Source organism: Snodgrassella alvi (assembly GCF_002777425.1).
Lineage (GTDB): Bacteria > Pseudomonadota > Gammaproteobacteria > Burkholderiales > Neisseriaceae > Snodgrassella > Snodgrassella alvi_B.
Window position 1 is genome coordinate 1 of record NZ_MDVC01000115.1, and the last position, 15,973, is coordinate 15,973.

The 15,973-nt window shown below is 43.5% G+C and carries 12 protein-coding genes and 1 tRNA gene; 5 read left to right on the top strand and 8 right to left on the bottom strand.

The window, feature by feature from the left end; all coding sequences use genetic code 11:
* From BGI33_RS12005 to panC, 5 genes are all read right to left on the bottom strand, one after another.
* A partial coding sequence (locus tag BGI33_RS12005) for an IS3 family transposase (RefSeq protein ID WP_144235435.1) occupies positions 1-363 on the bottom strand: 363 nt, incomplete at its 3' end.
* A complete protein-coding gene (locus tag BGI33_RS12010; RefSeq protein WP_100089939.1) occupies positions 363-620 on the bottom strand; it encodes a transposase in 258 nt (85 codons plus the stop codon). The genes BGI33_RS12005 and BGI33_RS12010, both read right to left, overlap by 1 nt.
* 483 nt (positions 621-1,103) lie before the next feature.
* A complete protein-coding gene (locus BGI33_RS12015) occupies positions 1,104-1,481 on the bottom strand; it encodes a DUF805 domain-containing protein (RefSeq protein WP_100091416.1) in 378 nt (125 codons plus the stop codon).
* A gap of 609 nt (positions 1,482-2,090) precedes the next feature.
* Positions 2,091-5,789 carry a DNA translocase FtsK gene (locus BGI33_RS13940; protein WP_257379213.1) on the bottom strand — a complete coding sequence of 1,233 codons (3,699 nt, stop codon included), beginning with the start codon at positions 5,787-5,789 and terminating at the stop codon, positions 2,091-2,093.
* A 54-nt stretch (positions 5,790-5,843) separates the two neighbouring features.
* On the bottom strand, positions 5,844-6,683 hold the full coding sequence (gene panC, locus BGI33_RS12025) for a pantoate--beta-alanine ligase (protein ID WP_100091417.1): 840 nt from the start codon (positions 6,681-6,683) through the stop codon (positions 5,844-5,846).
* A gap of 243 nt (positions 6,684-6,926) precedes the next feature.
* On the opposite strand from panC, the gene BGI33_RS12030 reads away from it, so the two are divergent.
* From BGI33_RS12030 to BGI33_RS12040, 3 genes are all read left to right on the top strand, one after another.
* On the top strand, positions 6,927-7,718 hold the full coding sequence (locus BGI33_RS12030) for a basic amino acid ABC transporter substrate-binding protein (RefSeq protein WP_100091418.1): 792 nt from the start codon (positions 6,927-6,929) through the stop codon (positions 7,716-7,718).
* A 184-nt stretch (positions 7,719-7,902) separates the two neighbouring features.
* The gene (locus BGI33_RS12035) at positions 7,903-8,904 is read left to right on the top strand and encodes an FAD-binding oxidoreductase (RefSeq protein ID WP_100091419.1); all 1,002 of its coding nucleotides are present in this window, start codon (positions 7,903-7,905) and stop codon (positions 8,902-8,904) included.
* 7 nt (positions 8,905-8,911) lie between these two features.
* Positions 8,912-10,495, top strand: coding sequence for a phosphoethanolamine transferase (locus tag BGI33_RS12040; protein WP_100091420.1), 1,584 nt, complete (start codon positions 8,912-8,914; stop codon positions 10,493-10,495).
* 245 nt (positions 10,496-10,740) lie between these two features.
* Here BGI33_RS12040 and clpA read toward each other — a convergent pair whose 3' ends face one another.
* The gene (gene clpA, locus BGI33_RS12045) at positions 10,741-13,035 is read right to left on the bottom strand and encodes an ATP-dependent Clp protease ATP-binding subunit ClpA (RefSeq protein ID WP_100091421.1); all 2,295 of its coding nucleotides are present in this window, start codon (positions 13,033-13,035) and stop codon (positions 10,741-10,743) included.
* Positions 13,036-13,182: 147 nt separating this feature from the next.
* A complete protein-coding gene (gene clpS / locus BGI33_RS12050) occupies positions 13,183-13,488 on the bottom strand; it encodes an ATP-dependent Clp protease adapter ClpS (protein ID WP_100091422.1) in 306 nt (101 codons plus the stop codon).
* Between the two features lie 226 nt (positions 13,489-13,714).
* Here clpS and BGI33_RS12055 point away from each other — a divergent pair, with 226 nt between their 5' ends.
* The gene (locus BGI33_RS12055; RefSeq protein ID WP_025330479.1) at positions 13,715-13,918 is read left to right on the top strand and encodes a cold-shock protein; all 204 of its coding nucleotides are present in this window, start codon (positions 13,715-13,717) and stop codon (positions 13,916-13,918) included.
* Positions 13,919-14,358: 440 nt separating this feature from the next.
* On the opposite strand, the gene BGI33_RS12060 is transcribed toward BGI33_RS12055, so the two are convergent.
* Positions 14,359-15,579, bottom strand: coding sequence for a uracil-xanthine permease family protein (locus BGI33_RS12060; protein WP_100091423.1), 1,221 nt, complete (start codon positions 15,577-15,579; stop codon positions 14,359-14,361).
* 201 nt (positions 15,580-15,780) lie between these two features.
* Here BGI33_RS12060 and BGI33_RS12065 point away from each other — a divergent pair.
* A tRNA-Thr gene (locus BGI33_RS12065) sits at positions 15,781-15,856 on the top strand.
* Positions 15,857-15,973 lie beyond the last annotated feature (117 nt).

Below are 15,973 nucleotides of genomic sequence, written 5' to 3' on the forward strand. Positions count from 1 at the left end.
CATTGACCAGCATTCACCTTGTTTACTGGGTGCAGATAGTCTTTCTGGGCATCGTGGAGGAATGCATTTTTTACGCTTTACCCTGAGATTAAGCTTTAATTCACAATACACCCGATACACCCGTTTATGATTCCATTTATAGCCGAGCTTTCTGATACGATTAAAACACTTGGGAAAGCCCCAGCGTAAATGCCTGTCAGTGATAGCACTGAGTACTGACACAATCACCGAGTCATCCGGTAATTTAGGTTGATAATAGTAAGCACAGCGGCTTAAGCCAACAATTGCGCAGCTCATAGCAATAGTAACAGGATGACTTTCTTGTAATTGCACAGCCCAAGCTTTACGTGCCTTGGTAGGCACTATAGCTTTTTTATGATTTCCTCCTGAAGCTGAGATTTTAAACTGAGCTCGGCAAACATTTGCTTAAGTTTACGGTTTTCAGCTTCCAGCTCCTTTAAACGTTTGATATCGGAGGTTTCCATACCACCGTATTTTTGCCGCCATTTATAAAAAGTCGAGTTGCCGATGCCATATTTACGGCAAAGTTCTTTAACAGGAATACCGGCTTCAGCTTCTTTTAAAATAGATACGATTTGATGTTCAGTCATTTTTTTCATGATTAAATCCTCTGTGGGTTAATAAAGAGAATTTTCTACTTCAGAGCTGTACTATTTTAAGGGATAGTTACATTGAGCTTCTTTTAAAATGGATATATTTGATGTTCAGTCATCTTTTTCATGTTTAAATCCTCTGTGGATTAATAGAGAGAATTTTCTACTTTGGAGTTGTCCTATTTTAGAGGGTAGTTACAGGCAAATAAAATAAATATTATTCTAAAAAAATGCGCAAGCGTTTCTTATCCGCTTATGAATAGCTATTTTTACCAGTCAATAATTTATGTTAGCTCGGTATTGCAGTAGAAGTAAGTTACTAATACTTAGGTCATAAACAACTTTTTTATGCTTCTCTGCCCAGCAACACCTTTCCACTAAGTAAAATATGGCTACAGAAGCAAGACTGGTTATAAACAGAAAACCCAGCGCAGAAATGGGTAATTTACTCATTCATTGCCATCTGCAAACCAGTCAAAAAAAAACAGATTAAAAAAAACCCTGATGAAAGCGATTCGGTCTACTGGGTAGCAGTGTCAGGATAATAAGCCATATTTGCCCAATTAACGGTATCAGAGAAATCAGAATCCACCATGCGGAACGATTTGTATCATGCAGGCGTCTGAACAGCAATGACAAGCTAGCAATCCAAACTACAAAACCAACCACAAGCACGGCAAAATTAACTGTCCAGTCACCCCAGGTATAGATATCATTAATCGGATGCCCCAGCATTTTTTCAACGATATGCATTAAAATCATACCAAGAGCATAATTTATTACAATAGGCCACCAGTAATCGGTTCGATTGGAGGTGCCAGAAAAATTCAGAATGTTATGCCAAAACCGTTTATAAGATTCAATCATAAACTTGCCTCCTGATAATTAACATATTTATATCTACAGAGTTAAAGATTTAAATTTACATTTCGAATATAGCCAATTCATCTTAAAACCAATTTAGAATCAATACAAACGATTTAATATTTAAAACAATTACTTACAAATTTTATTTTTCTTATAAAACATAATAGAAATTTTATTTTTCTTTATTTATGATTTGAAAATTTATACATGTATTAATAAATTTTCAGCAATATTTTGCACACATTTTTATGCAGCTTTTTAATGTCCCGTATCGGCTGATGCCAAATCCAGCTAAACAGCAGCAATTTACTTAGTAAAATCTGACTAAATGTTGATATTTTTCAAAAAAACAAACTATTAAAGCAACAAAATCACTACATATTTATTTTATTCATACAAATAAATACATTATTTTAACTATAATGATTACATGTGATGTCAGCGCTGATAATATTTAAGCATTACTAATGACTGCGATAATAACTACCCATTTAGAGTGACTACTTCACAGCATAATATTATGATGAAAATAAAAAACGCATACAGTGTGTATGCGTTTTAAAATATTCTGATTAATGTACAGATGCAGGCAGCTCGTGTTATGCGCAGCTAATCATCCAGATGGCTATTCTGTGGTGCCAGTACAGTACGATTACCGTTACCTTCAGCAGGTGAAACAATACCTTCAGTTTCCATCTGTTCTACCAGACGAGCTGCACGGTTATAGCCTATGCGCAACTGACGCTGTACGGAAGAAATACTTGCTTTACGGGTTTTTACCACCAGTGCAACCGCTTCATCGTACAGTGGATCCAGTTCATTCTCATTGCTGCGTGTGGAAGCATTACTGAACATATCATCGTCATTGACACCGGCAGTTAAAATATCATCGATATACTTTGGTTCGCCAAACTGTTTCAGATAATGCACTACACGATGTACCTCCTCATCAGCCACAAATGCACCATGTACGCGTTCAGGATAGGCTGTACCCGGCGGCAAAAACAGCATATCCCCCTGCCCAAGCAGATTTTCAGCACCCATCTGGTCAAGGATGGTACGGCTGTCAACTTTACTGGATACCTGAAAGGCAATGCGTGTCGGGATATTGGCTTTAATCAGGCCGGTAATAACATCTACACTGGGGCGTTGGGTTGCTAGTATCAGATGGATACCGGCAGCACGGGCTTTTTGTGCCAGCCGTGCAATCAGTTCTTCGATTTTCTTGCCAGCCGTCATCATCAGGTCAGCAAATTCATCTACAACTACTACTATATAAGGCAGTTTTTCCAAAGGTTCCGGGTCGCTTGGATTGAGGGAAAACGGATTAAACAGTTTTTTGTTATGCGCAGCCAGTTCGTCAATTTTCTGGTTGAAACCAGCCAGATTACGCACACCAGCATGGCTCATCAGCCTGTAGCGCTTTTCCATTTCATTTACGCACCAGGTTAGCGCATTAGCTGCCAGTTTCATATCGGTTACCACCGGTGCGAGCAAATGCGGGATGCCTTCATAAATGCTTAATTCCAGCATTTTCGGGTCAATCATAATCAGGCGCACATCTTCAGGCGTTGCTTTATACAGCATCGACAGTATCATGGCATTGACGCCCACTGATTTACCTGAGCCAGTTGTACCGGCAACCAGTAAATGCGGGGCTTTAGCCAGATCTGTGACAACCGGCTGGCCAGTAATTCCCTGTCCCAGAGCCAATGTCAGTTTGGAGCGTGACTGCTGAAATACCGGTGCTGAAAAAATTTCACTCAAACGGATAATTTGCCGTTTAGGGTTGGGTAATTCCAGTCCCATACAGGTTTTGCCCGGAATGGTTTCCACCACGCGAATAGATGCAAAGCCCAGACTGCGCGCCAAATCTTTTTCCAGATTAACTACCTGATTACCGCGCACCCCTTGTGCCGGTTCAATTTCATAACGAGTGATTACCGGTCCCGCAAAGGCATCGATTACGCGAACTTTAACTTTGAATTCTGCCAGTTTTTCTTCGATGGTGATGCCATTTTCGAGTAAGGTTTCTTCACTTTGCTGTGCTGCAGGGTCGTAATGTGGTGGCAATAATAAGTCCATGCTCGGTAACAATAGTTTTAACTGCGGCTTGGGCACAGGTTCCGCCGCCGTAGTCTGATGCAATGCTTTTTGTAATGCCATACCGATGGCTGTTTGCTGTGGCGGTGTGCCGGAATTTTTTTTCAGCTCGGTAGGCAACTGTGGTTGCTTTAAACCGGTAACCACACTCACGCTTTGAACCGGTGGTACAGATTCAATCTGGCTAGCGGAGAGTTCTTCAGTCACTAATTCATCAGCTTCGATTATAGTGTCGGTGCTGTTAGCAAGCTGCTTTTCCACTTGTGGCCAGTATTTGGATATGTCTATATCTGTTTCTTCTTCCTCGGGCTTCTCATGCTCTTGGAAATAAACGGGTGTGTCTGCCTGTAGATCAGTATCGGCAAAATAAGGGTCTTCAGTTGCCAATACTGGTGCTTCTGCTACGGCAACATCGCCATCGTTTTTATCCGGCATATACGAAGCTATGCCATCATTACCAGGCATAGAATGAACAGTAGCATTATAATAAGGACTAGAGTTTACTGTGCTGATATCTGCTGATACAGCCTGTGGTACTACTGGCTGTACGTCTGGCGTGTAATGAAACTGGTGCCTTCTCGAACGCACACTATCGGTCATGGCGTTACCCATCCCTATTGCTTCGAGGCTGGCTGGTGTGCCATAGGCTGTATCTTCACTGGTATAACCATCTGCTGGTGACATAGCCACATCTGATGCCACAGTAATAGCCGCTGGCATCGACTGAAATGGAGTAAAGCGTGTTGACAGTGGTGCGCGTTCACTAACAGCAACACCTGTGTAACCAGTTTCTACGGACATATCTGCCACTGGCGCCGTCATTTTGACAGCATGGCGTTTACTGATGCGTGCTGCTGCCGGAATAACACTTTCGCGTACTACTGGCCGTTGAAATTTCTGTTTATTAACCGGGGAGTCGGTTTTAGCCAGATTGGCATAGATTTCATCCTCTGCTATTACCGGTACGCTATAGCCTGAATTAATGTGATGAGAACTCTGTTGATGGCGCTGGCGAGCCAGCCGCTGGCGCAGCAGGTTTAAACGGATATCTTCTTCATCAATAACCTGCACGCTATTATGTTCATTGCTGAGGCTATACTCAAGGGAGGGATGGCTTGACAAGGGTAACACTGGATGAGCCAGATGTGATGGCGCGCCTACCGAATTGCCCAGTTTGCGCTGTGTAGCCTGCTGCAAATCATCCAGATCAAAGTTTTTTAATGCTCGTGCTTTTAATAAGGCAGCCTGTTCGGCTTTTGTACGTGAACGAATTTTATTTAATATAGGATCATCGGCTGTTATTTCTTTTGCGTTACGGTGGCGCTGCTGATTCTGGCTACTCACTGGTTTGTGCTGCCAATTGAGCTGGATAACTTCAAGTACAGGAGCAGATTCCGTTACTGCATCAGCCAGCGGGTGCGTAGCCACTTTGCGCGTAGCTTCAGCCAGAGTAATTACTTCCAGATTTTTATTTGGGGTAAATACCACCGCTGGTTCGACAACTTCTTCACTGGTAACCAGTATTTTTTCCTCAGCCAAAGCTTTGTCTTCATCATCAGCTACATTATCTGGATTTGGGTAGTCTTCTGCTTCTGGTTCAATCTTTAAATGGACATCATCACTACTGGCCACAGTAGGTTGTGTCTTCACCAGCGTCAATGATTCTGCCAGAGCCTGCTGGTTGTTTTCCAGTACCTGCAATTGATAGCCGGTATCTGTTTTATCCCCAGAAGCATCTGTGGCTGTACTTGCAGCACTGGGTTTTACTGGTTTTGGGGTGGCTTCAGTAACGGTAATCTGCGGTGTAATCTGCTTCAGAACCGGCTGATCTGCCGGTGATGGCGGCCGGCTGATTTCTGCCGGTGAATCCTGTTCTGGCTGCTCATAAACATGAGTAGATACTACTGGCTCTGGTGTGAGCTCAGGCTCAGTCTGTACCAGTTCTGTAGCAGATGGCTGCTGTTTTTGTGGTGATGATTGTACTGCCTGATTATGCTGCGTACGCTGTGGCATTACGCTGGGCACAATGTAATCTAGCAGTGACGCTTTAGCCGCCTTTGGTGCAGTAATCTGGCCAGGCTGAAACTGATTTTCATATCGAGATAAGTAGGTCATTTCCAGCTGCCATTTGCGTTCCTGAATATTACGCCACCAGAGTAATGCGCCTATAGCAATAATTAACAGTATTAATACAATCCACCACATACGTATTCACGCTGCCTTTTGGTTAATATCTAGTTAACAAATTATCTTTAATTATTAATTTGACAAATGCACTTCTATATTATCAATCAAACGGGTGGTTCCCAGTATTGCGGCTGCTACAATCACCAGATTAGTATCAGAATTCTGTGCTTTTGTCAGCGTTTGAGCCTGACGGGCCTCAATATAATCCACTTGCCAGCCATGCTGTTGTAAATATGTTGCTGCACTGTTCTCCAGAGCGGCAAAATCTCTGTTTCCCTGTGCGATTGCTTTGGCCATGACTTGTAACTGCTCAGATAACTGCGCTGCCTGTGTGCGCTCATCGTCTGTGAGATAACCATTGCGGCTGGACAAAGCCAGACCAGTTTTTGCACGCTCAATTTCTACTGGAATGATTTCTACATTTATATTCAAATCCTGCACCATGCCTTTTATTACGGCAAGCTGCTGGTAATCTTTTTTACCGAAGCAGGCCACATCAGGCTGCACAATATTGAACAATTTGGTTACCACTGTAGCCACACCGCGAAAATGGCCGGGACGGCTACGGCCGCACAGTTCATTCTGGATTGCTGGCGGTTCTACAAAATAACTTTGTATACCATTAGGATACAACTCACTTTCAGCTGGCGCAAATACCACATCGACACCCGCAGCAGCCAGCTTTTTCACATCCTGTTCCAAAGTCCGCGGGTACTGGTCAAAATCTTCACCAACACCAAACTGTATCCGGTTTACAAATATGCTCACTACCACTGCATCGGCATGGGCTCTGGCTGTACGTACCAGTGACAAATGGCCTTCATGCAGGTTACCCATTGTAGGCACTAAAGCTACACGTTTAGCCTGCCGCCGCCATGAACGCAGTTCTGTAATGGTATGTATTATATGCATTATCTATCCTGTAAAGCTGAATCATACATGACCTGTTTACTGTTAAATACTGTCATGTATTCGTGAAAACAGGATTATAACATTGCTAACCAGCCTCACAGTGCATGTATAAAGCTTGTGTCACCAGTTAAATATGTTACTATCAAGTCAGACATGGCAGTAAGGATGCATATTTTGTGGTGCAAACTGTTGTATGGATAGCAACCTTCAGCCAATAAATCTATCGGAACTCAAGGATTCATCATGAAAATCAAACACTGGCTGGCCGCTGCGGCCATGGGCTCTACCCTGATTTTAACTGCCTGTGGTGGCAGCAATAACAATTCAGCTTCGGCGCCTGCCCAATCTGCTGCTGACAAAACCTATATTGTCGGTACAAATGCGGAATTTGCACCATTTGAATCACGTACAGCGGACGGTTCATTAACAGGTTTTGATGTTGATCTGATGAGTGCAATGGCTAAAGCCGGAAATTTCAAGGTACAGTTTAAAGACCAGCCATGGGACGGCTTGTTTGCCAGTCTGAACAATGGCGATCTGGATATCGTGGCCTCGGGTGTAACCATCACTGATGAACGTAAACAGAGCATGACATTCACTGATCCGTATTTTGATATTTCCATGATGGTATTGACACCGAAAGCAAAAACTTTCCATTCGCTTGCTGAATTAAACAACATGCACCGTGTGGCTGTGGCAACAGGTCAGACTGGTGATCTGGCTGTTCAGAAAGTACTCGGTGCACAAAGCACCAAAATTGCCCGTTTTGACAGCGTCCCATTAGCCATCAAGGAACTGGAAAACGGCGGAGTTGAAGCGATGGTATCAGATGGTGCAGTAATCAGCAATTATATTAAGGCAAATGGTGCAGATAAATTTACCATCAATAAAGTACCTGAATTCGGAGTTGACCATTATGGCTTTGTTGTACGTAAGGGCGATACAGCCACTGCGGAAAAGCTGAACGAAGCCCTGAGAAAAATTCGCGCCAGTGGCGAATATGACAAAATTCACGCCAAATATTTCTCGAATTAAGCTATTTAGTCAGTATCAATTCAAGCCCGTTATCCTGCATAACGGGCTTTTATATTGTATTGCGACACAGCACTCAATATCATTTTTTTACCCACTATGGCTTACAGGGCGGTTAGCGTCCGATTTGGCTTTTGTTTTGCTGCACACTAAAATAGCCGCTTTGTTCAAATAATCTAAAACCGAGATGAGTTATCAGATAACTGTTTTACCAGCTGGTGAAACTTATTGTGCAGAAAAGGGAGAAACGCTGCTTAATGCGGCAATTGAGCACAGCATAATGCTACCGCATGCTTGTAAAAGTGGCTGTTGCGGAGCCTGCAAGGCACGATTAGTCAACGGCCAAACTACCGAGATTAATGCTCAGGCAGCTCTGAATAGTAATGATAATAATCAGCAGGATATTTTATTGTGCTGCCAGAGTGCAGAAAGTGATATTGCTTTTTATCTGCCGAGTTATCAAGGTAAGAATAACCAGCCGGCGCAAACTCTGGCCGCACGAATAGATGATATCCGTTATTGTGCCAATGTTGCCATTGTCAGCCTGAAACTGGCACCCAAAAAGCATTTCAATTTTACTGCCGGACAATATATTGACATTGTTCTGCCTAATAATCTTCGTCGCAGTTATTCCATTGCCTGTTTTAATGCTGATACCCGGCAACTGGTTATTCATGTTCGCCGTCAGAATGGTGGTGTATTTTCGGAACAGTTGTTTGATGGCCGACTCCAGCCAAAAGATATCATTCATATTCATGGTCCGCTGGGCAGCTTCCAGTTAAACTGGCTGCATAAACCACTCATTATGCTCGCTTCCGGCACTGGTATTGCTCCAATCGAAGCGATGTTGGCTGCACTGACGCAACAGCAATACCAGCAGGCTGTATATGTATATTGGGGCGTGGCCGCTGAAGAGAATTTATATGATATTGTTTTACTAGACAAACTCTGTGCCGGCTTGGCACAGGCGCAGTGGACGGCGGTATTATCGCGTGCATCAGCAACATGGCGAGGTGCTCAGGGATATGTACAGGATATTGCCTTAGCCAGACATCCTGACATGAGTAACTATGCAGTCTATGCCTGCGGAAATCCGCAGATGATTGCCCACGCACAAAATTTATTTACCAGCCAAGCCAGTCTGGTAGAAGACGCTTTCTTTGCCGATAATTTCACTCCTGCTGCCTGAGTTATTTATGAAACTGACACCACGTAAACATTACCTGCTGACTGTAGTACTCTTACTCATTTACAGCATTGTAATGATTTATGCGCTAGCCTATCCACCCAATCCAAACCGGATTATTGAAACATGGCTGCTTACTCTGCTGTTACAGCGTTTCTGCCCGCGACTGTGGCAAGGCCTAATGTGGTTAAGTGCCATTATTATTCTGTTATATCACCCCACCGCTGCTCTGTATGGACGGCCAAGTTTTGGTATTGTTGCCTCACTATTAAGTACCACCGCCAGTGAAGCAAGTGAATATATCAGCGCTATTTCATGGCACACTTATTTTGCTACTCTTCTGCTGGCATCTATACCATTATTTGTTGTACGCTTAAGCCGCAGTCTTGCCGCACCACGCTGGCGCGGCTATTGGGGCTTTTTGCTTGTCCTTATCCTTGTGCTGATGACAGCCCAGACAGCCCGCAAAGGCTATACTACTGGCGGTTTTGCCCTGCGCGCACAGCCAATAGAATTTCTGGCCGATGCCTATCTGCAACCTCGTGCCTACTTCGCTGAGCTGGCCAAAATGAAAGCAGACCTGGCCAAACCGGACAACTGGCAAATCAGCAGCAGCCATCAGATTTACCGTAACTATGTATTGATTATTGGCGAGAGTGCACGTGCAGACTATATGCACTTGTACGGATTTAAATACACAAACACGCCATTTCTGGATAAACATGCCAATATTGTTATGGACAATATGCTGTCTGCCGGGCCAAATACCCCCATCTCTCTATTACATGGCCTGACACTAAGCCATGGCAAACCATTCAGCATTCAGAATAATGTGATTACACTGGCCAAAAAGGCTGGCATGGATACTGCCTGGCTATCGAATCAGGGTGCACTGGGACAATATGATACTTCAATTTCCACCATTGCCCATCAGGCAAATCATGTTACCTTTCTGAAAACAACCGGCTATGATTTTGGTGAACGCAGCTTCGACTATCAGCTTGTTGCGCCTTTACAAAAAGTCCTTGCCCAGTCATTGGCTACCTCGCAATCACGCCTGATTGTGCTGCACATTATGGGTTCACATCCTAATCCTTGTGATCGCCTGCCCCAACCACCACATCTCTACGTGGAAAATAACAACAGTAACTGTTATATCGATAGTATCCGGCAGACGGATAGCCTGTTAGGCCAGATATATGCAACATTACAATCCAGCGGCCAGCCGTTCAGCATGCTGTACTTCAGCGACCACGGCTTAAGCCATGATAAAAATACTTATGAGAAAAACAGTATTATGCGGTCGACCAGCATTCTGCGCCATAACGACCATTTCTATCAAAACTATCATGTGCCACTAGTGGTTATAAACAGCGATCAATCTGGACAATCACGCAATAAAGCACAGCGCAGTGGTCTGGAACTTTTGGATGGAATAGCGCAGTGGCTAGGTATCCGTACACCACAATTACCTTATAGCCAGCAGTTTTTTAGTACGGTTGACAGCACACAGCTTCAGGTTCTGGATTTCAATCAGCGCTTACAGTCTGTAAACCAGCTGCAAAGCGACCCACTACCCGCTAATTTTCGTTAAATTATTTTATCATCCCGCCTGTTTTCATTAATAAAGCAAATATCTCTGTTTGTAAATAAAACAGGAATATTTACTTTATACAGGATTATATCTGATTAAACCTTCTTATTTGACTTGCATCAAAACACTTATAATCAAAAGCATTATAATGAATTTACTTTGATTGGTTTCCTCTTGATGTGTGTGTTTAAGTGTGGCATTTAGCCACACTTTTTTTTATCTGTAATTTAGATTTTTTAACATAATTATTCAATGGCTACTGATTCAAGTTTTTTCCGGTCAGACAACTGCGAAGCTGAAAAATCCAATATCACTTCATCTGCCTGCGGCAGATAATCAATAACCACATCACCGCCTTCACTTAAGCGTCCGAACAGTAATTCATCCGCCAGCAATTTACGAATCCGCTCCTGAATCAGACGATGCATCGGTCGTGCGCCCAGTGCAGCATCAAAACCATGTTTAGCCAGATAAGTGCGCAGAGCCGATGTAAATTCCGCCACTACGTGTTTAGTCAGCAGCTGCTGTTCCAGCGCCAGCAAAAATTTATCCACTACTTTGACAATTATCTCTTCATTCAATGCCTTAAATGGCACAATAGCATCAAGCCGATTGCGAAATTCGGGAGTAAAGGTCTTTTGAATCGCTGCCAGACTATCCGCCTGCTCACGCTTTCCAGTAAAGCCTATATTAGGTTGAGCCAGCTCAGCTGCGCCTGCATTGGTGGTCATAATGACAATTGCATTACGAAAATCTGCACTGCGTCCATTATTATCCGTAAGTTTGGCATAATCCATCACCTGCAATAATACATTGAACACATCTGGATGTGCTTTTTCAATTTCATCCAACAACAGCACACAATAAGGCTGTTTATTGACCGCATCGGTCAAAAGACCGCCTTGCTCATAACCTACATAACCCGGCGGCGAACCAATCAGGCGCGAAACAGCATGTCGTTCCATATATTCCGACATATCAAAACGCAGTAGTGGCAAGTCCAGTAACTGTGCCAGCTGCCTGGCTACCTCGGTTTTACCCACGCCTGTCGGACCTGCAAACAAAAAACTACCAATCGGCTTATCTGACTGTTTCAAGCCGGAACGTGCCATCTTTATCGAAGCAGCCAATACATCAATAGCCTGATCCTGTCCAAACACCTTGGCTTTCAGATTATCTGCCAGAAAACGCAGTACTTGTTTGTCGTCATGTGAGACTGCGGTTTCCGGAATACGTGCGACTTTTGCAACAATCGCCTCAATCTCTGCACGCCCGATAACTTTGCGTTGTTTGGATTTAGGTTGAATTTTTTGCGCCGCAGCTGCTTCATCAATAATATCGATGGCCTTGTCAGGTAAAAACCGCTCATTGATATAACGTGCAGACAACTCGGCCGCAGCCTGCAACGCGGCACGGGTATAACGCACCTGATGAAAATGCTCAAATGCCGGACGCAATCCCTGCAATATCTGTACTGTTTCCGGTACAGATGGCTCCACCACATCTATCTTTTGAAAACGCCGGCTCAAAGCATGGTCTTTATCAAAAATAGTGCGGTACTCCTGATAGGTTGTTGCACCTATGCAACGCATGCTTCCCTTGGCCAGTGCTGGTTTAAGTAGATTGGAGGCATCCATCGTACCGCCAGACACACTGCCAGCACCAATAATGGTATGAATCTCGTCAATGAACAATACAGCCTTGTCCAGTTCACTTAATTCCTTGATAACTGACTTCAGCCGAGCCTCAAAATCCCCGCGGTATTTAGTGCCAGCCAGTAAAGCCCCCATATCCAGCGAAAAAACCACCGAGCCCTTAATGGATTCAGGTACCTTTTCATGTACCAGCAAATAAGCCAGTCCTTCCGCCAAAGCTGTTTTACCTACACCAGCCTCCCCCACCAGCAAAGGGTTATTCTTGCGTCGCCGGCATAAAGTCTGAATCAGGCGTTGCATTTCCTCATTACGGCCAATCAGTGGATCAATCCGGCCAGCCAGTACCTCCATATTCAGATTCACCGTATAGTGCTCTAAAGCCTTTATTTCTGGCTTGACTACCTCATTTTCATTGCCCTGTTCAGTATCTTGATCCTGAGTAAGATTAGAATTACCCAAAGTCAGATAGCGCAGTACATCCAAACGGTTTACCGACTGTGATTCAAGAAAATACACTGCATGACTGTCTTTTTCCGACATAATGGCCACCAGTACATCTACCGGCGTTACCTCACCTTTAGTTTGGGCTGCACGCACTTGCACAATAGCCTGTTGCAAAACACGCTGAAAACCAAGTGTGGGTTGCAATTCTGACTTTTCCAGCTCACTTTCCGACAACACGGGTGTATTTTCATGAATACTTTGCTGTAACTGTTTGGCCAGCAGGCTGTTGTCCACGCCAACAGCCTGCAATACTTCACTTACGTCTTCACTTTGCTGCAACAGGCCGAGCAGTAAATGTTCAATACCAATAAATTCAAAAGCATGGCCGCGAGCCTCGGCATAAACATACTGCAGAATTTTTTCAAGCTGTGCCGAAATCATATTCGACCTCCTGACAAAGTAACGTTATCAATTATGACTGTGACCAAATTCATTCATTTGCTTAAACATGAAGCATACACGATAAAATTCAAGTAACACCTATAGGATATTTCATTTCACATATACACTTAACATAAATCAGTAATTTCAAGCCTCTTCAACCAGACATTGCAACGGAAAGCCGGCCGCCTCAGCCCGCGATAAAACCTGATTACATCTGGTTTCGGCAATGTCTTTCTGGAACACACCACACACTCCACGCCCAGATTCATGCACCATCAGCATGATGGCAATGGCCTGCGTGTGTGGTAAATGAAATACATCTATCAACACCGCCACCACAAAATCCATTGGTGTATAGTCATCATTCAACAATACCACCTTATAGCGCTTTGGCGGCCTTAACACGGTTTCCTGATTCTGGCTAACAGTTTGTGTCTTCGTATTTGACATTGTGCATAAATCTACATGTATCTGTGGGTTTTTAGTAACGGTTTTAATAATTTTATCATTTTTCAGTAAGCTTGCTTGACGTTGCTTCTTAACCTATGTAAAAAGACTACTTAACAAGTCAGACATGGGCTGCCAGACAAACTATTGTACAGTCGTTCACTACTTTGTTGGTCTTACTGTGTCGCAAACTTGTTCTTTATTTTGTTTTTTATGTATAGGAAGTTTCATGGCAACTGGTATTGTTAAGTGGTTTAACGACGCTAAAGGTTTTGGTTTTATTACACCAGATGAAGGTGGCGAAGATTTGTTTGCACATTTCTCTGCAATCAACATGAATGGGTTCAAAACCTTGAAAGAAGGTCAACGCGTATCCTTTGATGTGACCACCGGTCCAAAAGGTAAACAAGCGGCCAACATTCAGGCAGCTTAATCTTAGCCGGTTGTCCGGTTAGTATAAAGATAGCGGCAAATGCCGCTATTTTCTGTTTAGTACTGAAAATACATTTATACTACTACCAGTAGCTCGTTATTTATCAATATCGTCTGTACCTGATGGGTACAATTGGCCAGCCATGAATTTTCAGGCAAATCTGATTCAATCGGAATTCAACACATCATCTAATTGTATCTATTGTTTCTGGCTGGCCTTTTCTAATCACAATTCAAATTTATAGCTCCCGCTTACCTCTGCTCCAGATAAACCGATTATTTGGTAATAAAAAATTTACAAGCTGATATTTTTAAATATCACAGCGATCTCCTTATTTTGCAGTTACCCCAAAAGCATAGTGCATCTGTCAATCTGAAGATACAAAAAAATCGCAGTGCCCAGGCAACTGCGATTTTGCAATAAATTCAGAAAGTGACCAATCAGACCCGAGAAGACGATTTGACTGGCAACAGTAAATTCAGCACTATCGCCAACAAAGCACATAAGCCCACACCGGCAAATGCCATAGTGCCAATTTTCACCACCATACCACCAACACCCACAATCAGCACCGAGCTCACAATAACCAGATTACGTGGTTCCATTAAATCCACTTTGGCATCAATCAACGTTTTCAAACCCAGTGAAGCAATCGTACCAAACAGCAACAGCATAATTCCCCCCATCACAGGCAGCGGAATGGAGCTGAGAAACGCATTAAACTTGCCAAAAAAAGCCATAAAAATCGCAAATACAGCCGCCCACGTCATAATCACCGGATTACTGTTTTTAGTAATCATCACTGCTCCAGTTACCTCACCATAAGTAGTTACAGGAGGGCCACCAATTAAACCGGCAATACACACCCCCAAACCGTCACCTGCCAAAGTACGATGCAAACCAGGGTCTTTTACATAATCATGGCCAGTTACCTTACCAATGGCCATAATCCCACCAATATGCTCGATAGCTGGCGCAATGGCCACGGGCAGCATAAACAGCGCTGCCTGCCAGTTAACTTGTGGTGTAGCAAAATGAGGTATTGCAAACCATGGCGCCGCTGCCATCGCACTGGTATCCACCACTCCAGTTAACCACGCCATAATATAGCCTGCAGCCACACCAATCAGGATGGGAATCAAGCGCATCATTTTGCTGCCAAATACCGTTACAATTACCGTTACCGCAAAAGTAAAACCCGATAAGAACAGCGAATGTGCATAATCAACTACCTGTTTGTCACCCGATCTGCCCATGGCCATATTGCTGGCTACTACCGCTACCGATAGTCCAATCACCATAATAACCGGCCCAATTACTACCGGTGGCAGCAAACGGTGTACCGAAGCCAACCCACGCCATTTAATCAGTGCGGCAAAAACAAAATACATAAAGCCAGCAGCAAACAGACCAAACATGGTAGAAGCCAGTCCCCACTCCTGCATGGCGTAAATAATCGGAGCAATAAATGCAAACGAAGAACCCAGATAAATTGGTACCTTGCGTTTAGTACAGATTTGAAACAATAAAGTACCAATACCCGCTCCCATCAACGCCAATGCCGGGTTCAACCCCGTCAGCAGCGGTACCAGAACCATGGCACCGAATGCAACAAATAGAATTTGTGCGCCTGCAAGCGCAAGTTTGAAATGGTGTCCCACCCTGACACTCCCATTAAATAAACAAAACCGTTTATTATAATATAGAGCGATATAAAAAATAGTTATAGTTTGTCGCCCACAAGCTAAAGCTTGAATATTTTAATTAACCAAAAAAACAGCAGTTTATTTGTAAAATAAAAAAATAATTCTAAAAAGGGCTTGCGCAATTTAATTTTATTGCGCATAATGCGCATCTCTTTAGCCGGCATAGCTCAGTTGGTAGAGCAGCTGACTTGTAATCAGAAGGTCCCGAGTTCGACTCTTGGTGCCGGCACCAATTCCAAATATAGCGTAACCACTGGTTACGCTATATTTTTTTAGCTAAAGCAACTGTGCTCAATCAGGATTTATCTTTCTTGTTATGGCGCATTAGTTTTAGTTGATTACTTTGCTG